General features: G+C 62.6%; 19 protein-coding genes. 10 read left to right on the forward strand and 9 right to left on the reverse strand.

The window, feature by feature from the left end:
- Positions 1–61 precede the first annotated feature (61 nt).
- The 3 genes from folD to X742_RS152770 all read left to right on the forward strand — a co-directional run bounded on the left by folD (position 62) and on the right by X742_RS152770 (position 3,765).
- Positions 62–961: a bifunctional methylenetetrahydrofolate dehydrogenase/methenyltetrahydrofolate cyclohydrolase FolD gene (gene folD / locus X742_RS152780; RefSeq protein WP_023772816.1), complete on the forward strand. Its 900-nt coding sequence runs from the start codon at positions 62–64 to the stop codon at positions 959–961.
- Positions 962–989: 28 nt separating this feature from the next.
- Positions 990–1,988, forward strand: coding sequence for a GlxA family transcriptional regulator (locus tag X742_RS152775; RefSeq protein WP_032924849.1), 999 nt, complete (start codon positions 990–992; stop codon positions 1,986–1,988).
- 112 nt (positions 1,989–2,100) lie between these two features.
- Positions 2,101–3,765, forward strand: a complete 1,665-nt coding sequence (locus tag X742_RS152770) for a VWA domain-containing protein (RefSeq protein WP_023772818.1) — start codon at positions 2,101–2,103, stop codon at positions 3,763–3,765.
- Between the two features lie 69 nt (positions 3,766–3,834).
- Here X742_RS152770 and edd read toward each other — a convergent pair whose 3' ends face one another.
- From edd to zwf, 3 genes are all read right to left on the reverse strand, one after another.
- A complete protein-coding gene (gene edd / locus X742_RS152765; protein WP_023772819.1) occupies positions 3,835–5,658 on the reverse strand; it encodes a phosphogluconate dehydratase in 1,824 nt (607 codons plus the stop codon).
- Positions 5,659–5,731: 73 nt separating this feature from the next.
- Positions 5,732–6,448 (reverse strand): 6-phosphogluconolactonase, encoded by a 717-nt coding sequence (gene pgl / locus X742_RS152760; RefSeq protein WP_023772820.1) that lies wholly within the window; start codon positions 6,446–6,448, stop codon positions 5,732–5,734.
- Positions 6,430–7,899, reverse strand: coding sequence for a glucose-6-phosphate dehydrogenase (zwf, locus tag X742_RS152755; RefSeq protein WP_023772821.1), 1,470 nt, complete (start codon positions 7,897–7,899; stop codon positions 6,430–6,432). Before zwf ends, pgl begins: the two co-directional genes overlap by 19 nt.
- A gap of 309 nt (positions 7,900–8,208) precedes the next feature.
- Here zwf and X742_RS152750 point away from each other — a divergent pair, with 309 nt between their 5' ends.
- Both X742_RS152750 and X742_RS152745 read left to right on the forward strand, forming a co-directional pair.
- Positions 8,209–8,955, forward strand: coding sequence for an SDR family oxidoreductase (locus X742_RS152750; protein WP_031241153.1), 747 nt, complete (start codon positions 8,209–8,211; stop codon positions 8,953–8,955).
- A 92-nt stretch (positions 8,956–9,047) separates the two neighbouring features.
- On the forward strand, positions 9,048–10,352 hold the full coding sequence (locus tag X742_RS152745) for a Mur ligase family protein (protein ID WP_023772823.1): 1,305 nt from the start codon (positions 9,048–9,050) through the stop codon (positions 10,350–10,352).
- Between the two features lie 42 nt (positions 10,353–10,394).
- Here X742_RS152745 and X742_RS152740 read toward each other — a convergent pair whose 3' ends face one another.
- From X742_RS152740 to X742_RS152730, 3 genes are all read right to left on the reverse strand, one after another.
- Complete coding sequence (locus X742_RS152740) at positions 10,395–11,273, reverse strand: SH3 domain-containing protein (protein ID WP_023772824.1); 879 nt, start codon at positions 11,271–11,273, stop codon at positions 10,395–10,397.
- A 284-nt stretch (positions 11,274–11,557) separates the two neighbouring features.
- Positions 11,558–12,844: an FAD-binding oxidoreductase gene (locus X742_RS152735; RefSeq protein WP_023772825.1), complete on the reverse strand. Its 1,287-nt coding sequence runs from the start codon at positions 12,842–12,844 to the stop codon at positions 11,558–11,560.
- A gap of 6 nt (positions 12,845–12,850) precedes the next feature.
- The gene (locus X742_RS152730; protein ID WP_023772826.1) at positions 12,851–14,287 is read right to left on the reverse strand and encodes a glutamine synthetase family protein; all 1,437 of its coding nucleotides are present in this window, start codon (positions 14,285–14,287) and stop codon (positions 12,851–12,853) included.
- Between the two features lie 148 nt (positions 14,288–14,435).
- Here X742_RS152730 and X742_RS152725 point away from each other — a divergent pair, with 148 nt between their 5' ends.
- Complete coding sequence (locus X742_RS152725) at positions 14,436–15,152, forward strand: HAD family hydrolase (RefSeq protein WP_023772827.1); 717 nt, start codon at positions 14,436–14,438, stop codon at positions 15,150–15,152.
- A 70-nt stretch (positions 15,153–15,222) separates the two neighbouring features.
- Here the strand turns inward: X742_RS152725 and X742_RS0137170 are convergent, their stop codons facing one another.
- The 3 genes from X742_RS0137170 to aceA form a co-directional block, all read right to left on the reverse strand.
- The gene (locus X742_RS0137170) at positions 15,223–15,666 is read right to left on the reverse strand and encodes a response regulator (protein WP_031241151.1); all 444 of its coding nucleotides are present in this window, start codon (positions 15,664–15,666) and stop codon (positions 15,223–15,225) included.
- A 239-nt stretch (positions 15,667–15,905) separates the two neighbouring features.
- Entirely contained in the window at positions 15,906–16,148 is a 243-nt protein-coding gene (locus tag X742_RS152720; RefSeq protein WP_006202762.1) for a hypothetical protein, read from the reverse strand.
- Between the two features lie 57 nt (positions 16,149–16,205).
- A complete protein-coding gene (gene aceA / locus X742_RS152715) occupies positions 16,206–17,495 on the reverse strand; it encodes an isocitrate lyase (protein ID WP_023772829.1) in 1,290 nt (429 codons plus the stop codon).
- Positions 17,496–17,722: 227 nt separating this feature from the next.
- Between aceA and X742_RS152710 the strand changes: the two genes are divergently transcribed.
- The 4 genes from X742_RS152710 (at position 17,723) to X742_RS152695 (ending at position 22,922) form a co-directional block, all read left to right on the forward strand.
- Positions 17,723–19,171 carry a helix-turn-helix domain-containing protein gene (locus X742_RS152710; RefSeq protein ID WP_023772830.1) on the forward strand — a complete coding sequence of 483 codons (1,449 nt, stop codon included), beginning with the start codon at positions 17,723–17,725 and terminating at the stop codon, positions 19,169–19,171.
- A 136-nt stretch (positions 19,172–19,307) separates the two neighbouring features.
- On the forward strand, positions 19,308–20,279 hold the full coding sequence (locus X742_RS152705) for a DMT family transporter (RefSeq protein WP_023772831.1): 972 nt from the start codon (positions 19,308–19,310) through the stop codon (positions 20,277–20,279).
- A 328-nt stretch (positions 20,280–20,607) separates the two neighbouring features.
- Positions 20,608–21,705 carry a polyamine ABC transporter substrate-binding protein gene (locus tag X742_RS152700; protein ID WP_023772832.1) on the forward strand — a complete coding sequence of 366 codons (1,098 nt, stop codon included), beginning with the start codon at positions 20,608–20,610 and terminating at the stop codon, positions 21,703–21,705.
- Between the two features lie 74 nt (positions 21,706–21,779).
- Entirely contained in the window at positions 21,780–22,922 is a 1,143-nt protein-coding gene (locus X742_RS152695; RefSeq protein ID WP_023772833.1) for an ABC transporter ATP-binding protein, read from the forward strand.
- Position 22,923 lies beyond the last annotated feature (1 nt).

A 22,923-nucleotide genomic window follows, 5' to 3' on the forward strand; every position in this document is an offset into this window, starting at 1 on the left:
TGCCTGCGCCGCGGCATTATGTTCTCGAAGCGGCGTGGGGCGGAACGATGTTGAGGGTGGCATGGCCGAAGTGATTGACGGAAAAAGCGTTGCCGAAGACGTGGTGCGGATGGTCAAGGCGCTGACCGCCGAGCTGGTCGCCAAGGGCAAGGCCAAGCCAGGCCTGGCCGTGGTCATCGTCGGCGAGGATCCTGCGAGCCAGGTCTATGTCGCCTCCAAATCCCGCACCGCCAAGGAATGCGGCTTTCATTCGCTTCAGCATACGCTGCCGGCGGAAACGTCCCAAGAGGCGCTGCTCAAGCTCATCGCCGAACTCAACGCCGATCCCGAAATCAACGGCATCCTGGTCCAGCTTCCGCTGCCCGCCCATGTCGATGCCGGCAAGATCATCCAGGCCATCGCGCCGCAAAAGGACGTCGATGGGTTCCATTTCATCAATGTCGGCAAGCTCGGCACCGGTGAACTCGATACCGCCTTTGTTCCCTGCACGCCCGCCGGCTCGATGCTTTTGATCGAGCGCGTGCGCGGCAAGGATCTGTCCGGCCTCTACGCCGTCGTCGTCGGCCGCTCCAACATCGTCGGCAAGCCGATGGCCAATCTGCTGCTTGCCGCCAACTGCACCGTCACCATCGCGCATAGCCGCACCAAGGACCTGCCGGCGCTTGCCCGCACGGCCGACATTCTTGTCGCCGCCGTCGGCAGGCCCGAGATGATCAGGGGTCACTGGGTCAAGCCTGGCGCCACCGTCATCGATGTCGGCATCAACCGCATTCCGGCGCCCGAGAAAGGCGAGGGCAAGTCGCGTCTCGTCGGCGATGTCGCCTATGCCGAAGCGGCAAAGGCGGCCGGCGCGATCACCCCGGTGCCCGGCGGTGTCGGGCCGATGACCATTGCCATGTTGATGGCCAATACGTTAGCTTCGGCCTACCTTGCGGCCGGATTGAAGCGGCCTTCCTTCTGAGCCCGGGTTGACCCTGAAAGCCGCAACTTTGCCGAACCCCACCATTTCCCCGGAACGGCCGGTCACGAATGATCCCGTTCAAGGCGGCAGGCAGTTCGCTTTCCTGCTGGTCGACAAGTTTTCCATGTTCTCGCTGGCCGCCGCGATCGATACGTTCCGGTCGGCGAACCGCCTGCTCGGCCGCGATTTCTACGGCTGGACCACTGTGTCGGCCGATGGTGATCCGGTGATGGCTTCCAACGGCCTGCCGCTCAAGATCGACTACGCCGTCGCAGACCTGCCGCCGGTCGATATTCTCTTCGTCTCGGTCGGCTTGACGACCGAATTTCCGGGCAAGAGCAAGGTTCTGGCGGCCTTGCGCAGCTGGGGCCGGCGCGGCAACGCGCTTGGTGCCTTGTCGGTCGGATCCTACCTGCTGGCCGAGGCCGGCCAGCTCGAAGGCTATCGCTGCACCATTCATTGGGAAAACCGCGCCGGCTTCGTCGAGCGCTTTCCTGACATCAACTGCACTGGCAACGTCTTCGAGATCGACCGCAAACGCTACACCTGCGCCGGCGGCACCACCTCGATCGATCTGATGCTGGAGATCATGCGTGGCGATTTCGGCTCCAACCTCGCCAATGGCGTCGCCAACCAGTTCCAGCACGAGCGCATCCGCTCCGCTGGAGACCGCCAGCGCGTCGGGCCGGAGCGTGACCTGACGGGCAAGTCGGAGAAGTTGCGACGCATCGTCGAACTGATGGCCGACCATCTCGACGAACCGCTGTCGGCGGTACAACTCGCCAAGTCGGCGGGCCTCTCGGTGCGCCAGGTGGAGCGGTTGTTCCTGCGCCATCTCAACGTCACGCCCGGACGCTACTATATGCGGCTGCGGCTGGAGCGGGCACGCGAATTGCTGCGCCAGACCAACATGCCGATCCTCGACGTGGCGATCGCTACCGGCTTCACCTCCCATTCCTATTTTGCCCAGAGCTATCGGCTGCAATTTGGCCGCCCGCCCTCGGAAGAGCGCCGCACGACATACTGAATTGGGTAGGCACGGGCCCTATGCGGGCTATCGTTGATAGCGGTGGCTTGTGTCCCGGCACGCGCTCAAATAGCTTCGGCCAGCGGACGGGGTGGCTACTCAGGAGATTTCGATGGCGATACTTGCGCGGAGCATCGCTGCGGCGATCCTCCTTTTGTCGACGACGACATTCGGCTTTGCCGCAAACAAGGTCATCATCATCCTCGACGCGTCGGGATCGATGTGGGCGCAGATCGACGACAAGCCCAAGCTGGAAATCGCTCGTGAATCGCTGAGGACCGTGCTTCAATCGGTTCCCGCCGACGACGAGATCGGCTTCATGGCCTATGGCCATCGCGAAAAAGGCAGCTGCGACGACATTCAGCTGATTGTGCCGCCCCAGGCGGGCTCGGCAAGCGCCATCTCGGCAGCCGCCGACAGCATGAAGTTTCTCGGCAAGACGCCGCTGACGGCAGCCGTCAAGCAGGCGGCCGAAGCGCTGAAATACACCGAGGACAAGGCAACTGTCGTTCTTATCACCGATGGGCTCGAAACCTGCGGCGGCGACCCTTGTGCGCTTGGCAAGGAACTCGAAGCCTCCGGTGTCGATTTCACCGCCGACGTCGTCGGCTTCGGCCTGACCGCCGACGAAGGCAAGCAGATTGCCTGCCTCGCCGACAACACCGGCGGCAAATACATCCAGGCTTCCGATGAGAAGGCGCTGCAGGAGGCGCTGGTCGAGACCGTCGCGGCGCCGGCACCGGCGCCCGAGCCAGCACCAGCCCCCGCTCCGGCGCCAGCGCCCGAGCCGGCCAAGTCCGAGTTCAATTTCATGCCGACCGTGGTGCTGGCCGAGGGCGGCGATCCTGTCATCGAAGGCAATGCCTGGGAAGTCTACAAGGCCAAATCAGACGGCACGCGCGGCGACAACGTCACCACCGAATACGGGGACTACAAAGCCAATCTGGAACCGGGCGACTACGTCGTCGTCGCGCGCGACGGCGAGGCCAAGACGGAGCAGAAGATCAAGATCGAGGCGGGCCAGGTCTACAAGCCGCTGTTCACCTTGAATGCCGGCACGCTCATCCTGCATCCGCGACCGAGCCAAGGTGCCGATGTGGCCAGCGGGGCCTCTGTCGTGATCGCCTATCCGGGCGTCGACAACCCTCCGACCTATTATGGAGACACGAAAGTCGTGTTGCCGGCCGGCGACGAGAAAGTGACCGTCACGATCGGGCAGGGCGTGGTCACCGAAACGATCCCGCTCGCCGCAGGCAGGGTGATCGACAAGGACATCATCGTGGGCGTGGGCCATGTCGTTGCCAACGCATACTATGTGGCCGGCGGCGACAAGGCTGACGGTTCAGGCACCGGCTTCAAGGTGCTCAAAGCCAAGAAGAAGATCGATGGGACCCGCGACGAGGTCACCTATGCCTATGGCCCCGACAGCAAGTTCGATCTGCCGCCCGATGACTATGTGCTGATCGCGACGGTCGATCTCGCCGTCGTGGAACAGCCTTTCAGCGTCAAGGTCGGCGAATTCCAGGACCTCAAGGTCGCCATGAATGCCGGCGTGCTGGCAATCACGGCGCCCGGCACCTCCAAGATCGAGATCTTCGAGACGAAGAAGGACATCAATGGCAATCGCAAGTCGATCGGCTATGCCTATGACGAGAAGTATCAGGCCGCGATAACGGCGGGCGATTACGCGGTGGTTTCGGAGAAGTCGGACAACAGCAAGAAGGAAGGCGCCGTGACCGTGAAGGCCGGAGAGCGGGTTGAACTGACGGTGCAATAAGGATTGCGATTTCGACCGGCATAAAAAAGGGCGGCCGCGTGCCGCCCTTTTTTATGCGGACAGAATGCGTCAGGCAGTGCCGAACGCGCTGGCACCGTGATCGGCGCGGCCCACCAATTGACGGAAGCCGGCGAACAACTCGCGTCCGAAGCCGAATTCATTGCCGATGAGATCGACTTCGGCCGTGCGGCGCAGCGCGAATTCGGTGCCTGGCACCAGCACTTCCAGCGTGCCGGCATCGGCGTCGAGGCGGATGATGTCGCCGTCATGGATCCGCGCGATCGGCCCGTCCTCGACCGCTTCCGGCGTCACATGGATTGCCGCCGGCACCTTGCCGGAGGCGCCCGACATGCGCCCGTCGGTGACCAGCGCCACGCGCTGGCCGCGATCCTGCAGGATGCCGAGCACGGTGGTCAGCTTGTGCAGTTCCGGCATGCCGTTGGCCCTCGGACCCTGGAAGCGGATGACGGCGATGAAGTCGCCGGTGAGTGTGCCCGCCTTGAAGGCGTCGTTCAGCCCCTGCTGGCTGTCGAACACCTTGGCCGGCGCTTCGATGACACGCCGCTCCGGTTTGACGGCTGATGTCTTGATGACGGCGTGGCCGAGATTGCCCGCCAGCACCTTCAGTCCGCCCGTCGCCTGGAAAGCCTTGTTGAACGGCGCCAGCACCTTTTCGTCGCCGCTTGCACGCGGCGAAGCCTCGCGCAGCACACCGCCATCGGCGCCGAGCTTTGCCTCGACCGCATAGGGCCGCAGGCCTTCGCCCCACACCGTCCGCACATCCTCGTGCAGCACCCCTTCGTCGAGCAGTTCGCGGATCAGGAAGCCGAGGCCGCCGGCGGCATGGAAATGGTTCACGTCGGCAAGTCCGTTCGGATAGACCCGTGCCAACAGAGGCACCGCTTCCGAGAGGTCGGAAATATCCTGCCAGGTCAGCGCGATGCCGGCGGCGGCCGCCATGGCGATCAGGTGGATGGTGTGGTTGGTCGAGCCGCCGGTGGCATGCAGGCCGACGACGCCGTTGACGAACGAACGTTCGTCGATCATCCGCCCGACCGGCGTATAGGCGTTGCCGAGCGCGGTGATCGCCAACGCCCGTTTCGTCGCTTCGCGGGTCAAGGCGTCGCGTAGCGGCGTGCCGGGATTGACGAAGGACGCGCCCGGCGTGTGCAGGCCCATGATCTCCATCAGCATCTGGTTGGAGTTCGCCGTGCCGTAGAAGGTGCAGGTGCCCGGCCCGTGATACGACTTGGACTCGGCTTCCAAGAGCTCGGCGCGGCCTGCCTTGCCCTCGGCATAGAGCTGGCGGACCTTGGCCTTCTCATCGTTGGGCAGGCCTGTCGTCATCGGGCCGGCAGGAATGAACACCGCCGGCAGATGGCCGAAGGTCAGTGCGGCGATCACCAGCCCCGGGACGATCTTGTCGCAGACGCCGAGATAGACGGCGGCGTCGAACATGTTGTGCGACAGGCCGATCGCGGCTGCCATGGCGATCACGTCTCGCGAAAACAGCGACAGCTCCATGCCGGGCTGCCCTTGGGTCACGCCGTCGCACATCGCCGGCACTCCTCCGGCCACCTGGGCGATGCCGCCCGCCTCGCGCGCGGCCTCCTTGATCAGGGCAGGGAAGGTTTCGAAGGGCTGATGCGCCGACAGCATGTCGTTGTAAGAGGTGATGATGCCGAGATTGGGCACCTTGTCGGCGCCGAGCGCCAGCTTTTCCGAGGGGCTGCAGACCGCAAAGCCATGGGCAAGGTTGCCGCAGGACAGCACCGACCGGTTGGCCGTCTGGTTCGACGCTTCGGCGATACGGCTGAGGTAGCGCTCCCGGCCCGGTTTGGAGCGCTGGCGTATCCGTTCGGTGATGGCTTCGATATCGCGTCTTGCGGTCATGGGATCAGGTCCTTTCAGGCGAGGTCCCGGAAACATCCTCCCGCCGTTGCCGGGACCACTTGTAAGATTGCAATCAGGGCGCCCAGAAAACCTCCACGGGCTTGGGCGATGCGTCGAGCACGGCACGGATCGGCTTTCGCGGCCCTGGCGCGGCCGCACCGTCGAAGGCGGTTCGCTTGTCCTCGCCCTCGATGTGCAGCGCGATGAAACCGGCGTCGATGATCCGCGCCAGGGTCAGGGTCAGCCGAGGCTCACCCGCACCTGCAGCATGAACCGGCAGGATGATCCTGTCCGAGGCGGGATCGAGCAGCTTCGGCAGATCGTCGGCATCGGGAAAGAAGGAGGCGGTATGGCCGTCAGGCCCCATGCCGAGGATCACGACATCAAGCGGCCAGGGCAGGGATCGCAGGGCCGCATCATCGGATGCCGCGGCATCCTCGATGCCGACCGCCTCGTGGTAGAGCGGAACGAAGCGGGCCGCCTTGGCCGCGTTCTGCAGCAGGTTGGCGGCAACCAGCCCGGCATTGGATCGCGGCGAGGAGGCCGGTACGAAACGTTCGTCGACCAGTGTCACGATCACCTTGTCCCAGGCGATCGGCGCCGCGGAGAGCGCGGCAAAGAATTTTGCCGGTGTCGTGCCGCCGGAGACCGCCAGCAGTGCCGTGCCGCGCCCGGTGATCGCCTTGGTCAGGGCATCGGCGACGCGGCCAGCCAGCGCCGAGGCCAGTTGCGAACGGTCGGGAAAAGCGTTCCAGTTGTAGCTGGCGCTGTTCAATTGCTCTCGTGCCATGTCCGCCCGTCACGTTCGATCAGCGCTATCGAGGCCGACGGCCCCCAGGTGCCCGCCGTATAGCCCTGCGCTTCCTGCTTGGCGCCTTCCCAGGCATTCTGGATCGGGTCGATCCATTTCCAGGCGGCTTCCACCTCGTCGCGGCGCATGAACAGCGTCTGGTTACCGCGGATGACATCCATGATCAGCCGTTCATAGGCGTCGGGCGCGCGGCCGTCGAACGATTGGGCGAAACTCATGTCGAGCGAGATCTGGCGCAGCCGCATGCCGCCCGGGCCTGGGTCCTTGATCATGATGAACTGCTTGACGCCTTCATCCGGCTGCAGCCGGATGACAAGTTGGTTGGCGAAGATCGGCCCGGCGCTGTCGCCGAAGATCGAATGCGGGATCGGCTTGAACTCGATGACGATTTCCGAAACCCGGGTCGCCAGCCGCTTGCCGGTCCTGAGGTAGAACGGCACGCCCGCCCAGCGCCAGGTGCCGATCTCGGCCTTGATGGCGACGAAGGTTTCGGTGTTGCTGTCCTTGCCGAGTTCCTCGACATACCCTTTCACCGGTCCCCCGGCCGAGGCGCCGGCGCGGTACTGGCCGCGCACGGTGTGCTTCGGCGCCTCGTTGCCGTTGATGCGCTTCAGCGCCCGCAGCACCTTGAGCTTCTCGTCGCGCACCGCGTCGGCGTCCATCGACGAGGGCGCTTCCATGGCGACGAGGCAAAGCAGCTGCAGCATGTGGTTCTGCACCATGTCGCGCAGTGCGCCGGCCTTGTCATAATAGGTGACGCGGTCTTCCAGGCCGACGGTCTCGGCGACCGTGATTTGCACATGGTCGATGTGGGCGGAATTCCACAGCGGCTCGTAGAGCGCATTGGCAAAGCGCAGCGCCATCAGGTTCTGCACCGTCTCCTTGCCGAGATAATGGTCGATGCGGAAAATCTGGCTTTCGTGGAAGTCGTCGCCGACCAAGTCGTTGAGCGCCCGCGCCGAGGCAAGATCGCGGCCGATCGGCTTCTCCAGCACGATGCGCGAATTCGGCGTGATCAGGTTATGCTCTTTTAGCTTGTGCGAGATGTCGCCGAACAGCGCCGGCGCCACGGCAAGGTAGAAGGCGCGGATGTGGTCGCTTTCGCCGATCGCCTTTTTCAGCTTGTCGAAACCGGCGCCGCTCGTTGCATCGGCCGGGACGTAGGAAAGCCGGGCGAGGAAGGTCTTCAACTCCTTGGCATCGATATCGGCCGGCTTGACATGGTCCGAAATCGCCTGCTTGGCGAAGGCTTGGAACTCCTCGTCGCTCATTTTCGAGCGCGACGTCCCGATGATGCGCGTCGGCTCGGAGAATTGATGGTCGCGCTGGCGATAGTAGAGCGACGGCAGCAGCTTGCGTTCCGACAGGTCGCCGGTACCGCCGAAAATGATGAAGTCGAAAGGATCGACGGGAATGATCTGGCTGGTCATGGTCTGTCCGCTTTGACGCCGGTCGCAAGTACGCGGCTGATATATTCTAATCGATTTAAATTTTCCAGTGCCATGGTGTCACATCGAGGACCAATCGCTGGATATTGATTGAGTCCACCTGTGCGCTTGACACTGGCGCCAGCCGGAGGCTTGTCGATGAACGAAGACTCCGGAAGCTTTCGCAGTTGCAGCATAGAACGTGAATGTGACGAAAGCTAAGGGAGAAATGGGCGCTTGTCTGTCGCGGCGTGGGCCACGGCCGTCGGCAGCCTTGTTGGTCGCGGGAAGATATCGATGAGCGGGGAAAGCATGCGTCTGGAAAACAAGGTCGCCATTATCACCGGGGCGGCATCGGGCTTCGGCGAAGGCATGGCCAAGCGCTTCGCGCAAGAGGGCGCCAGGGTCGTTATCGCCGATCTCAACGCCAAGGGTGCGAAACGCGTCGCCGATGAGATCGGCGAGGCGGCGATCTGGACGCAGACCGACGTTTCGTTGCGCTCCGAATTCGACGAAATGGTCTATGCCGCAAAAAGCGCCTTCGGGCACATCGACATCATGGTCAACAACGCCGGTTACACCCATCGCAACGGTGACATGCTCGAGGTCGATGAGGAGACCTTCGATTTGATCACCGCCGTCAACATGAAGGCGATCTATCATGCCGCCCTTGCCGTGGTGCCGATCATGGAGCGGCAAGGCGGTGGCGTCATCCTGACCACGGCCTCGACTGCCGGGCTGAGGCCACGACCCGGCCTTACCTGGTACAATGCCTCGAAAGGCTGGGCGATCACCGCCACCAAGTCGATGGCGGTGGAGCTCGCGCCGAAAAACATCCGCGTCAACTGCCTCTGCCCGGTCGCCGGCGAAACCGGCATGCTGGAGAAATTCATGGGCGCCGACACGCCCGAGATCCGCGAGGCGTTCCGCGCCTCGATCCCGCTCGGGCGGCTGTCGACCCCGCTCGATATCGCCAACGCGGCTTTATGGCTGGCCTCGGACGAGGCCGCTTTCATCACCGGGGTCGCGTTGGAGGTCGATGGCGGGCGCTGCATCTGAGGCAATCGCCGACTTGACCGCGACTCGGGCATCGACTTGACTTGAAGTTACGGGGCCTCAAGTTCTTTCCGGGGAACGGGATTGTTGGCGCGATGAAGTCGAAATTACGCAAAGCTTTCAAAGATCTGCGGTGGCGCGTCAGTGTCTACAGGGCGAAGCGTGCCCGCGCGAAAAGCAAGGCGACTTTCATCGGCGTCACCGGCAGCTCGGGAAAATCGACCGTCACGGCACTGCTTGGGCACATATTGGCCGCTCATCGACCAGTCTACACGCAGGTTCTGGCCAACACCATCCATTCGGTCGTCAGCACGCTCTACAGGCGCATGAAGCATGTGGAACAGGCCGACTATGTCGTAATGGAAACCGGGGCGTACGGCGTCGACACGATCCGGCCAATGGCGGAAATGCTGCAGCCGCATGTGGCTGTCGTCATCATGGTTCGTCTGGAGCACGTTGCCAGTTTCAGGACACTGGAAAACGTCGCCATCGAAAAGCGTGCATTGGTCGCGGCATTGCGTCCGGGGGGCCTTGTAGTCCTTAATGCCGACGATCCCTATGTCGCTGACATGGCTACCGGCGCCGGATGCCGCGTCGTCACCTTCGGCGCGGCACGGACGGCCGACTATCGTGTGACCGACATCCACGCCGCCTATCCGGACCGGCTAACCTTTTCGATCCATTGGCGAGGAGGGCTGCTGCAAATCCAGACGTCTTTTCCCGCCGAATATTTCTGGCTACCCACCGTTGCCGCCGTCGCTACGGCGCTCGAACTCGGTGTTCCTCCACACAAGGTTGTGGCCCAGGTGGCAACGTTCCAGCCAGTCGTGAATCGCTGTGCCGTGCTGATCACCGAAGGCGGTCCGCAATTCATCGTCGATGCCGCCAAGGCGCCCTGGCACTCGATCAATCTTGCCCTGGACATGATGGCCAAGGCTACTGCCAGCCGCAAGCGCATCGTAATTGGCCAGATTTCGGACTACACAGGCTCGTCCAGGAAATACGCTCACGCCTACCAAACCGCGCGGGAAATCGCCGATCAGGTGATCTATACCGGAGACAACGCACATCGCTCGCGTGCCAGTCAGAGCGATCGCGACAACGGCCAGTTTGTCGAGCTTCGGACGGTGAAGGAAGTCTCCGACCATATCAAACGGACGGCGGTGCCCGGCGAACTGATCCTCGTCAAAAGCTCATCCAACCTTCACCTGGAGCGCATCGCGCTCGCCTGGACGCATGACGTCAAATGCTGGATCCCAATCTGTGGCAAGAAGGAAGGCTGCCAAACCTGTGGTATGTATGAATTGCCCTACGAACAGCATCGCGCCCACGTCATGCTCCGCAGGCGCACCAGAATGTGGCGGCAGTTCCGCGGCATGTTCAGAGGCAGGTCGTCATAAGGCTGGGCCCGGCACCCAAGCCGGTCCAAACGCGCCCTCACATTACGTGCCGGGCTTGACGTAGCTCTTGTACACCCAGCCGTGCTTGCCGTTGTAGACGATCTCGCACCACTTCTTGCAGCCCATCAGTTGCACCGAGGTCCGGGCAGGGACCGTACCGATGGGGGTGGCACCCTTCTTTGGAGCACTGCGCATGGTCACCGCTCTCAGGATGCGTCCGTTGCCGGCCGCTGTCACCTTGCGCGGATTGGCCTTGGCCTTGCCGCCATCGTCATCGGTCGCCGCCGGCTGCTGTTCCGGTGCTTGCGGCTGCGTCTCCGGAATGGCGGCGGTCTGCGCGCCATCGGGATTGCTGCTATCGGCAGGCGGGCTCGGTGCGGCGACCTTGGCAAGTTCGTCGGTGGCATCGGTATCGGTAGACGATTGGGCGAATGCCGCCGCTGTTTTGTTTGGCGCCGGCTCGGGCTGCTTGGCTACCTGGCTGGGAGCCGCGGTTTGATCGGGATCAGTTGCCGCAGCCTTCGGCTGCGCCCCTGTCCAGCGCGGATCATTGGCCGCAAGCGCTGGTATGTTCACCGCCGCCGCTGCCGTGGTCGGTGACACCTGGCTGGACTTGCGCTCCGCCTGAGGCGTCACGGCAGCCGCCGTCACCGTCGTCCCCGAGGAGGGAACTTTCGTCGTTTTCACCGGAATGGTCGGAATGCTCTGCTCGGGACTGGCGGCTGCTTGCCTCTCGCCGGTCGGCAACGCCAGCCAGAGCGCCACTGCGGCAACGCCAAGCAGTGCCGCGGTGCCTATTGCCGCAATAACCAGGTGCGAGTTCGAACGGACGCCCTGCCAGAATGACGGGCGCATGTCATAGCCGAACTGCATGGCGAAGCGCCGACGTTCCGGAGCACCGAAACTGAAGGGCTCTATCACTCTTGCCACCTCCATAAGCGGGCCGGTGTTCTTTCGATCAAATATCGCAAGTCACGCGTTCGATCAGCATCGGTCCCAAAACGCGGGCGGGCCCGCAACATCTCCGAACAATCGCCCAGATGCGGACCTTTCGCCCGCGATTGTGGCGTCAGTACGCCATTACCAAGGGTTCTGCGCCTTTGCCGGCATTTCCGCAATGTGCCGCTGAGGCAACAAATGTTACAATGAATATACAATATCACATCAGGTCGTGACGGTTTGGGACCGTGGCGATCCGATGTCGCCTAGATTCTGTCGCGCAGTGCGAACCAGTTGAGCGCCAGGAAAAGCAGCGGCGCGCGGAAACGGCGGCCGCCGGGAAATGGCGGAATTTTCAGGTCCTCGATCAGCTTCAGCCGGTCGCGATTGCCGGCAATCGTTTCGGCATAGAGCTTGCCGAAGAAGTTCGACAGCATGACGCCATGGCCGGAATAGCCGCCGGCCGAGATCACATTCGGCATCACTTCGCGCACGAACGGTTTGCGCGGCACCGTGATGCCGACATAGCCGCCCCAGCCATGCGTGATCTCGACATCCTTCAATGCCGGATAGAGCTCCGCGATCTGACGGCGAATGTGGATGTGGATATCTTTGGGATCGTTGACGCCGTAGACCTCGCGTCCGCCGAACAGCAGCCGGCCATCCCTGGATTTGCGGAAATAGCGCACGACGAAGCGGGAATCGTCGACCGATTCGCTCCCCGGCAAGACGTTCGAATCCGGCCCCAGCGGCGCGGTCGCGCCGATGAAGGACCCGATCGGCATGATGTGCGCGGCACTCACCGGCTCGAGCGTGCCGCCATAGGCGTTGACCGCGATCAGGCATTTTTGCGCCGAGATCGTCCCTCTTGGCGTGGAGACCCTGACCTTGCCGCCCGCCGAGACGATGCCGGTCGATGGCGTCCCTTCGAACAAGTGGGCGCCGGCTTGTGCCGCCACCCGCGCCGTGCCGATCACCAGCTTCATCGGATGGATATGGCCGGTCCCGATATCGCGCGTGCCGCCGAAATAAGCGCTCGAGCCCAACCGATGCGCCGTCTCCTTCGCATCCATGAAGGAGATGTGCGGGTACGAGAAGCGGCGGGCCATGATTTCGGCATGCGCCTTGTAGTCGTCGACATAGCGCGGCTTGTGCGCGACCGAGAGCTGGCCCGGCATATAGTCGATATCGATCTGGTTTATGGCGGCGAAGTCGATGAGATGCGCCTTCGCCTCTTCGGCGAGATCGAACAGTGCCCTGGCGCGGGACAGACCGTATTCGGCCTCTAGGTCCTCGGCCCAGGCACGCTGCCCGGTGCCGAGCTGGCCGCCATTGCGCCCCGAAGCGCCGTCGCCAAAACGATATGCTTCGATCAGGACAACGTTGGTACCGGCCTTGGCCAAATGCGTCGCTGCCGACAGGCCGGTAAACCCGCCGCCGATAATAACGACGTCGCAGGTCCGATCACCGTCGAGCGTTGGATATTCGGGCCGCGGCCCAGCCGTGTCCTCATACCAGGATCGGCCGGGGGAAATGGGGGATTGGTAGTTCATGATTGGTCAGACGTTGAGCAGCAGATATTCCCGCTCCCACGGACTGATCACTTCCATGAACGTTTCGAATTCCGCCCGCTTGATCGCCGCATAGGTGGCGGCGAAGGACTTGCCCAGCAATGCGCAGAGTTCCTCGTCGCCCTCGAACAGGTCGACGGCTTCGAGCAGGCTGCGCGGCAGGTCGATCTCGTGTGCGTTGGCAGTGGTCAGCACGGGAGGCTCGGCCTTGATCTTCCCGGTGATGCCGATCAGCCCGCAGGCAAGCGAAGCCGCCAGCGCCAGATAGGGATTGGCATCGGAGGACGGGATGCGGTTTTCAACGCGCCGCGCCGCAGGGTCGGAACGCGGCACGCGGAACGCCGTGGTGCGGTTATCGTAGCCCCATTTGTTGTTGACCGGGGCAGAGGCCGCCTGCGTCAGCCGCCGGTAGGAATTGACGTAGGGCGCGAACATAACCAGCGCATTCGGCACGTGCTTCTGCATGCCGCCGATGAAATGGAAGAAGTCCTCGGTCTCCGAACCATCCTCGGCCGAAAAGATGTTCCTGCCCGTCTTCTTGTCGACGATCGACTGATGGATATGCATGGCGGAGCCCGGCTGGCCCTGAATCGGCTTGGCCATGAAGGTCGCGTAGATCTCATGCTTGAGCGCGGCTTCACGAATGGTGCGCTTGAACATGAATACCTGGTCGGCGAGCTCGATCGGGTCGCCGTGGCGCAGATTGATCTCGAGCTGGCCGGCGCCCTCTTCGTGGATGAGCGTGTCGATCTCCAGGCCCTGGCTTTCGGAGAAATGGTAGATGTCGTCGATCAGTTCGTCGAACTCGTTGACGCCGGCGATCGAATAGCCGGCGCCGCCGCCGATCGCGCGCCCCGAGCGGCCGACAGGCGGGGTCAGGGGATAGTCCGGGTCTGGATTCTTGCGCACCAGGTAGAACTCGATTTCGGGTGCCACGACCGGCTTCAGCCCAAGCTTGTCATAGGCCGCCAGCACGCGCTTCAGCACATTGCGCGGCGTGAACTCGACCGAGCGGCCGTCCTGGTGGACGAGGTCGCAGATGACGGCGGCCGTCGGGTCTTCTTCCCAGGGCACCACGGTCAATGTCGACAGGTCCGGCATCAGCTTGAGGTCGCCGTCGTCTTCCGGATAGTGAAAGCCGTTGCCGTCCTCCGGATAGCCGCCGGAAATCGTCGTCATGAAGACGGCCGAAGGCAGCGCCAGTGAGGTGTTGGAAGTGAATTTCTTCGAAGGCATCATCTTGCCGCGCGCCACGCCGGCCTGATCAGGCGTGATGCATTCGATATCCTCGATGCCGCGCCATTCCAGCCAATCGCTGACCTCCTTCCAGTTCTTCACACCTCGCAGGTTTTTCACGAAGGCAGGTGTGCGCGTTCGTCCTCCGCGGCTCGACGGACGGACTTCCTTTTTTGCAGGCGGCATCATTCACCAGTTTGGGTTGCGGATTTTCAAGTATAGCCGTGCCGTGCGATGGAAGGGAAGGGGAGCCGCCGCTGGCATTTGCCGTCTCGGGTTGAAAACCGCTTGCCGGTCGGCATAGGTTTGGCGTCTTTCCGCACTCGAGAAGCCGGCGATGAGACCCAGCAGCGAACTGACCACGATCGGCTTCGATGCCGACGACACGCTTTGGCAGAACGAACGGTTCTTCCGAATGACGGAAAGGCGCTTTGCCGCCATGCTGGCCGATCATGGCGAGGGCGAGCAGATCTCGGCTCGACTGTTGGAAGCCGAGAGGCGCAATCTCGCGATCTACGGCTTCGGCATCAAGGGATTTACGCTCTCGATGATCGAGACGGCGATAGAAATTACCGACGGGCGCGTGCCGGCTTCCGTCATATCGGAGATTCTCGACGCCGGCCGCGAGATGCTGGGCCATCCGATCGAGCCCTTGCCGCATGCACGCGAGACGGTCGAGAAGCTCGCCGGCACTTTCCGCCTCGTGCTGATCACCAAGGGCGATCTGTTCGATCAGGAGCGCAAGCTGGCCGGCTCCGGGCTGGGCGAGTTGTTCGATGCAGTCGAGATCGTCAGCGACAAGACCGCCGCGACCTATGCGCGCCTGTTCAACCGCCATGGCGATGGCCCGGCAAGGGGCATGATGGTCGGCAATTCGCTGAAGTCGGATGTGGTGCCCGCCATCGAGGCTGGCGGCTGGGGTGTCCATGTGCCACACGAATTGACTTGGGTGCTCGAACATGTCGAGGCGCCGGTTGCCGAGCCGCGTTTCCGCCAGATATCGGATCTCAGCCAATTGCCCGCGCTGGTCGAAAGCATCAAAAACAGAGTTTGATCGTTGACCTCCGGCTGATTTTTCGCGCAGTCCTGGATGGAAAAACGGTTCTCGCCTTTTTGGAATCGTTTTAGCGGCCGGTCAGGCGATCGATGACCGGTTGCAACCGTTCGGGCGTGATCGGCTTGGCCACCACCACGTCGACGACATGCGCCAGGCCCAGGCTCTCCGGCGTGTCATTCTTGGTTGAAAGCAGGATCACGGGAGGAAGTGCCTTGCCCGTGGCTCGCCGCAACGTGTCGATGCTGGACATCAGCGTGTCGCAGTCTTTGTTGTCGGGGCCACCATCGAGGACAACCGCCCCGGGGATAAGCGAACGCAAGGTCTTCACCGCCATTTCAGGCGATTCCGAGAGTGGCTTGAGCCCGGAACGCTCAACGATTTTAGACACCACGACGCGATTGATCGGCGACTTCCCGACAACAAGCACCCGCGAGGAATCTCGGATCGTCTCAATGTTTGACCCCCGAGTCGCCAGATTCAGATGTGTTGTACTCTTCCCCTTGTCACTCACTGGGCACCCAAGTCGGCCAAGAATCTCGCCCCTATTTCAATGCAGAGTTGAATCTGGGGGCAATTGGCGTGAGATCGCGCCCTATGTCAAGTTGAAATAAAGGACTTCTGAAAGCATGTCCTACACAGTGGGTTCAAGCAACAGCACTGTACTGCCCTGTACATAGCTTGGTTACATAAAAATAAAATTCACCTGCGCATGCGCGGCGCGGGCAAATGGCCGGTTGTAGCGCTTCCGGGTCAGCCATGGCTTTGTTGCGTAACGATCACCGGGATCAGCAGGTCGCCCCAATTGCCGTCGCCGCCATGGTGCCTCGCGGAGCGCACGAGCTCCACCGAGACGCCCGCCTCGACCGCCTTCATCACCGACTGGTTGAGCCTGTGCAGGTCGTTGGCCAGCATGCGGATTGTCGCCTGCTGGTCGACGCTCATCGTGGTCGATTGCTCTTCGGCCCGTTCCTTGACGCGACTTATCGATGCCATTGGTCTTCTCCTATGTCTGAGGCCCTGTTGGGCGTTTCTTCGGTATTCCCCTGGTCGCTATTCCGCGGCCGGCTTGAACTGCGCGTGCTCGGTTGATTCATGCATGGCCGTGGTCGACGACCGGCCGCCGGTAATCGCCATCGAGACGGCGTCGAAATAGCCGGTGCCGACCTCACGTTGGTGCTTGGTCGCGGTATAGCCATTGGCTTCCGCCGCGAATTCCGCTTCCTGCAGCTCGGAATAAGCCGCCATCTGCCGCGCCTTGTAGCCGCGGGCGAGTTCGAACATGCCGTAGTTGAGCTGGTGGAAGCCGGCCAGCGTGATGAATTGGAACTTGTAGCCCATGGCGCCCAGTTCCCTCTGGAACTTGGCGATCGTCGCGTCGTCGAGATTCTTCTTCCAGTTGAACGACGGCGAGCAATTGTAGGCGAGCAGCTTGCCCGGATGGTGCCTGCGCACCCCCTCGGCGAATTTCTTGGCCTGCGCCAGGTCGGGCTTCGAGGTCTCGCACCAGATCAGGTCGGCGTGCGGCGCATAGGCAATGGCCCGCGCGATGCAAGGCTCGATGCCGTTCCGGACCTGGTAGAAGCCTTCCACCGTGCGGCCGGCATCATAGTCGACGAAGGGCTGGTCGCGCTCATCGATATCGGAGGTCAGCAGCTTTGCAGCTTCCGCGTCCGTGCGTGCCACCACCAAGGTTGGCGTGGCCATCACGTCGGCCGCGAGCCTCGCCGCGTTGAGGTTGCGGATATGCGCCGCGGTCGGGATCAGGACCTTGCCGCCGAGATGGCCGCACTTCTTCTCCGACGCCAACTGGTCCTCATAGTGGACGCCAGCGGCACCGGCTTCGATGAACGCCTTCATGATCTCGAAGGCGTTGAGCGGACCGCCGAAGCCGGCTTCCGCGTCGGCAACGATCGGCGCGAACCAGGTCTCGACAGAAAGCCCCTTGCCTTCGGAGGTTTCGATCTGGTCGGCGCGCTGCAGCGTGCGGTTGATGCGCTTGACCAGTTCGGGCGCCGCGTTGGCCGGATAGAGCGACTGGTCCGGATACATCGCCGAGGCGGTGTTTGCGTCGGCGGCAACCTGCCAGCCCGACAGGTAGATCGCCTTCAGCCCGGCGCGCACCTGCTGCATCGCCTGGTTGCCGGACATGGCGCCGAGCGCGTTGACGAAGTCCTCCTCGTGGATGAGCTTCCACAGCCGGTTGGCACCCATTTCGGCAAGGCTCTGGCGAATCTGCACCGAACCGCGCAGCCGCTTCACGTCCTCCGGCGAATAGGGACGCTCAATGCCGTCGAAGCGACCTTCAGGCGCCGAGGGGACAAGGTTGTAAAAATCGGTCATTAGTCACTCCGAAGGTTTCTGCACAGCCAATTCTCGGGGCCGCTTCTATGTGACTGGATTTACATAATGCCGCAGCATGAGCCAGAACAATCAGGAAAACTGGACGCATATAAGAGAAAACCTGTGTTGTGTTTGACAGAAGGGCACTGTAAATTTGTCAATCCTGTCAAGCGAAGAGGGGGCGGGGATGCAGCGAACGGTTTGTAATTTTCTGTCAAGGATTGGCGATGGCTGACCAGAAGATTTTCGCTGGGCCGCGCATCCGCCGCATCCGCGGCGCCAAGGGTCTGACCCAGACGGCGATGGCCGAGGGGCTCGGCATCTCGCCGTCCTACCTCAACCTGATCGAGCGCAACCAGCGACCGCTGACGGTGCAACTGATCCTGAAGCTCGCCTCGGTCTACAAGGTCGATCCGCATGAGCTTCAGGGCGAGGCAAGGGGATCGGTCGCTGCCCTCAAGGAGGTGTTTACCGATCCGCTGCTGGTCGGCGAACTGCCGGGAGATCAGGAACTGATCGAGTTTGCCGAGGCGGCGCCCAATGCCTCCGCCGCGGTGATAAAACTGTTCCGAGCCTATCGCGAGCAAGCCGAGCGGCTATCCGATCTCAACCAGCTTCTGGCCCGCGAGGGCCGGGCGACCGCCCTCTCCGGCGCCCGCCTGCCGATCGACGAGGTGCACGAGATTTTCGAGCGGCGCCCGAACCATTTCGCCTCGCTCGAGGAAGAGGCCGAGGCGTTCACGTCGGTGCTCGATCCCGGCGACGACTTGTTTGGCGCCTTGAAGGCATGGCTGAAGCGCGAATACGGCATCGTGGTGAAGGTTCTGCCGGTCGCCACCATGCCGAACTGGCGCCGCCGCTACGACCGCCACTCGCAGCGCCTGTTCCTATCCGAGCGTCTGTCGCCGTTCGACCAGTTGCGTGAAGTCGCAATGGAGGCCTGCCTGATCCGTATGACGGTTGCGGTCGCCGGCGAGATCGAGGCGCTGAGGCTGACCACGGATGAGGCGCGCCGCCTTGCCCGCTTCGAACTCGGCCGCTACGCCGCCCATGCGCTGATGATGCCCTATCAGCCCTTTCACGCGGCGGCCGTTCGCTCACGCTACGACATCGATGTCCTGCGCTCGCGCTTCGGCGTCTCCTTCGAGCAGGCGGCAAACCGGCTGACCATGCTGCAGCGGCCAGGTGCTTCCGGCGTGCCCTTCTTCATGCTGGAGATCGACAATGCGGGAAACCGCTTCCGCAAGGCCGGCAGCCAGGGCTTTCCGCAAAGCCGCTTTGGCGGTGGCTGTCCCAAGCTTCCCGTGCATGTCACCTTCACCCAGCCGGGTCAGATATTCGTCGAGGCGGTGGAAATGCCCGACGGCGCCGAATTCCTGTGCATCGCCCGCACGCTGGAGGGGCCGCAAGGCGCATTCTCCGAACGACCGCGCCGCACGGCACTGCTGCTCGGCTGCGACATCGGCTTACGCGACGACATCGTCTATGGCACGGTGCTGCCTGGCTCGGCGGCCGGCGCGAAGATGGGGGCGGGCACCGTCGTGGCGACGCCTGTCGGCCCCGCCTGCCGGCTTTGCGAGCGCGTTGGCTGCCTGGCGCGCGCCGAGCCGCCGGTGACGCGACCGCTCGGCCTCGACGAGATGGTGACCGGCTTGAGTGCCTTCGACTTCCAGTAACGCCGCAGCAAAGGTGCCACAATCGTCGCCGGTCTCTGGATCACCCACGTCTTAAGTCTTTGCGTTACGCGAACACAGCAGTTTTTTGTCGTCTCTTGCGCATCGTCCCGTCAACAAAAGCTCGACAGCCGCGCCCATGACAGCCACAGCATCATCGCCGGGCCTTGTTGCGTCGACCGGCCTCGCTACCTCGACAGTCTCGCCGCGCGAGGAACGCGTCGGCATGCTCCTGGTCTTCCTGTCGGCGCTGATGTGGAGTTTCGGCGGCACCATCGCCCGCTTCATCAGCGTCGGTGACAGCTGGACGGTCATTTTCTGGCGCTCTGCCTGGGCTGCCGCCTTCCTGCTCTGCTACATGGTCTGGCGTGATGGCTGGCGCGGCATGGTGAAGTCATTCCGGGAAATGGGCCTGCCGGGCATTGCGGTGGGGTTCTGCTTCGCCATTGCGTCGACCTCGTTCGTGGTGGCGCTTGCTTATACGACCGTCGCCAATATCCTTTTGATGCAAGCCGGCGTGCCGCTTCTGGCGGCTCTGTTTGCCTGGGCGCTGTTCCGCGAAAAGGTAACCGTCGCGACCTGGATAGCGATCGCCGCCGTCATCGCCGGCGTCGCCATCATGGTGTCTGAATCCCTTGACGGCGCCGTCTCGCCCATAGGCGATGGACTGGCGCTGCTGATCGCGTTCATGTTCTCGATCGCCACCGTCATCACCCGGCGCTTCTCCAGCGTGCGCATGACGCCGGCGACCTGTCTCGGCACGATCCTGGCGGCGGGCTTCGCCGCCTCGCAGGCTTCGACCTTCGCGGTATCGGCCGGCGACATGGGCTTCCTCTTCGTCTTCGGCGTGGTCAATCTCGGCCTTGGCCTTGCTTTCTTCGCCACTGGTGCGCGCTTGATCCCGGCGGCGATCGCGGCGTTGCTCGGCACGTTCGAGCCGATCCTGGGGCCGATATGGGTCTGGCTCATCCATTCCGAGGTGCCGTCCGGGCGCACCATCGTCGGCGGCGCGGTGGTGGTTACGGCGCTGCTTGTCCATATCGGGCTCGAATTCAAGCGCCAGGCGCGGCCGCAGCGGGCTGGGGTCACCGGAGTGCCTTCGCCTAATTGATGCGGGCGCCGAAGCTTTGCCCATTGACAATGTCGCTGCCGCCCGGGCAGGCTGGGACCACGGCAACAACAAGACAGGCGTATCTTGCCAAGTCTCCCCGGCGGCCCGATCGAGACCGGACCACATTCTAGTATCCCTGACCGCACGGTGGCGAAAGCTTCTGACGGCATCGCAATTCCTTCCCGCCCCGACCGAGTGGGTGGCCTTCGGTGGTATGCCGAATGGCGGCCGTCGACCTCTGGAAAGCTCAACAGTCTAAACCAAATGCCCGGCCGCGCGAGCATGTCGCGACGCGCCGGCAATGGAACACTCACCAAAGGAGAATAGCATGATCCGCAAAGCACTCTGGCTTTCGGCAACCTCGGTATTTCTGGCGCTTTTGACGCCCGCCGGTCACGCCGCGGACCGCGTCGTCAACGTCTTCAACTGGTCGGATTACATCGACAGTTCGATCATCGATGATTTCACCAAGAAAACCGGCATCAAGGTCGTTTACGATACGTTCGATTCCAACGAGATCCTCGAAACCAAGCTGCTCGCCGGCGGCAGCGGCTACGACGTCGTGGTGCCGAGCGGCAATTTCCTGGCCCGCCAGATCCAGGCCGGTGTGTTCCAGAAGCTCGACAAGTCGAAGCTGCCGAACCTCTCCAACATGTGGGACACGGTTACCGAGCGCACCGCCAAATACGATCCCGGCAACGAATACTCGGTCAATTACATGTGGGGCACGGTCGGCATCGGCTACAATACCAAGAAAGTGCAGGCAGCGCTCGGCACCGACAAGATCGACAGCTGGGATACGTTCTTCAACCCCGATAGCCTGGCCAAATTGAAGGATTGCGGCGTCTATGTGCTGGATTCTCCATCCGACATCCTGCCGGCGGCGTTGAAGTACCTCGGTCTCGACCCCAACAGCACCTCGCCCGACGACATTGCCAAGGCCGAGGAAGCTCTTCTCAAGGTCCGTCCCTATATCAGGAAGTTCCACTCGTCCGAATACATCAACGCACTTGCCAATGGCGACATCTGCCTGGCGGTCGGCTGGTCGGGTGACGTGTTCCAGGCTCGCAACCGCGCGGTCGAGGCCAAGCAAGGCGTGGAAATCGGCTATTCCGTGCCGAAGGAAGGCGCCCAGATGTGGTTCGATCAGATGGCAATCCCCGCCGACGCGCCACACGTCGCCGAGGCGCTTGAATTCATCAACTACATGATGACGCCGGAAGTGATCGCCAAGTCGTCGAACTATGTCCTTTATGCCAACGGCAACAAGGCATCGCAGCAATTCGTGGACAAGGCGCTGCTCGACGACCCCTCGGTCTATCCGGACGCCGCGACCTTGCAGAAGCTCTATACCACCCAGCCTTACGATCCCAAGACCCAGCGCATCGTCACGCGCAGCTGGACCAAGATCGTCACCGGCCAGTAGGCAATCCGACGCGGCCCGGCAGCCAACTGCCGGGGTTGATTCTTTTGGGGAATAAAAAAGCACGGAGTGGGGATATGAAATCGCTTGGCAGCATCCGCAGGGACTTCGCGCCATGGAACGACCCGAACGCCAAGCCATATATCCAGTTCGACAAAGTCACCAAGAAATTCGGTGACTTTACCGCCGTCAACAATCTGTCGCTGACCATTTTCGAGCGTGAATTCTTCGCTTTGCTTGGCGCATCGGGTTGCGGAAAGTCGACGCTGCTCAGGATGCTTGCCGGCTTCGAGGAGCCGACGGCCGGACGCATCCTGCTCGACGGCCAGGATCTGCGCGGCATTCCACCCTATCGCCGGCCGGTCAACATGATGTTCCAGTCCTATGCCCTGTTCCCGCATATGACGGTCGAGAAGAACATCGCCTTCGGCCTCAAGCAGGAAGGCATGCCGAAGCCCGATATCGAAAAGCGCGTCGCCGACATGCTGAAGCTGGTCAAGCTCGAGCAGTTCGCCAAGCGCAAGCCGCATCAGCTCTCCGGCGGTCAGCGCCAGCGCGTCGCGCTTGCCCGCTCGGTCGCCAAGCGACCGAAGGTGCTGCTGCTCGACGAGCCGCTCGGCGCGCTCGACAAGAAATTGCGCGAGGAAACTCAGTTCGAACTGATGGATCTGCAGCAGGAGCTTGGTCTCACCTTCGTCGTCGTCACCCATGATCAGGAAGAGGCGATGACGATGGCCGACCGCATCGCCATCATGGACAAGGGCGAGGTCATGCAGGTGGCGACGCCGCCGGAAGTCTATGAGGCCCCGACGTCGCGCTTCGTCGCTCATTTCGTCGGCAACGTGAACATGTTCGAGGGCAAGGTTGCCGAACAGGCAGCCAACACGACGCGTATTACAGGTCCAAGCGGAGCTCAGATCGTCGTCGAGAATGGCGGCGCGGCTGCAAAGGCCAATGCGGATATCGTCTTCGCCGTCAGGCCGGAGAAGATCAGGGTCTCGTCTAAGAAGCCGGCCGATGCCGTCAACGCGCTGGAGGGTGAGGTTTACGACATAGCCTATCTCGGCGACATGACTGTCTATCACGTCAGGCTGGACGACGGGCAGATCGTGCGGGCAAGCGCCTTGAATGCGGCCCGTGTGACCGAGGATCCACTGACCTGGAACGACCGCGCCTGGGTGTCTTTCCGGCCCGACGCCGGCGTCGTGCTGGCACGGTAGG

The organism is Mesorhizobium sp. LNHC229A00 (assembly GCF_000502415.1).
In the GTDB taxonomy this organism is placed as follows: Bacteria; Pseudomonadota; Alphaproteobacteria; order Rhizobiales; family Rhizobiaceae; genus Mesorhizobium.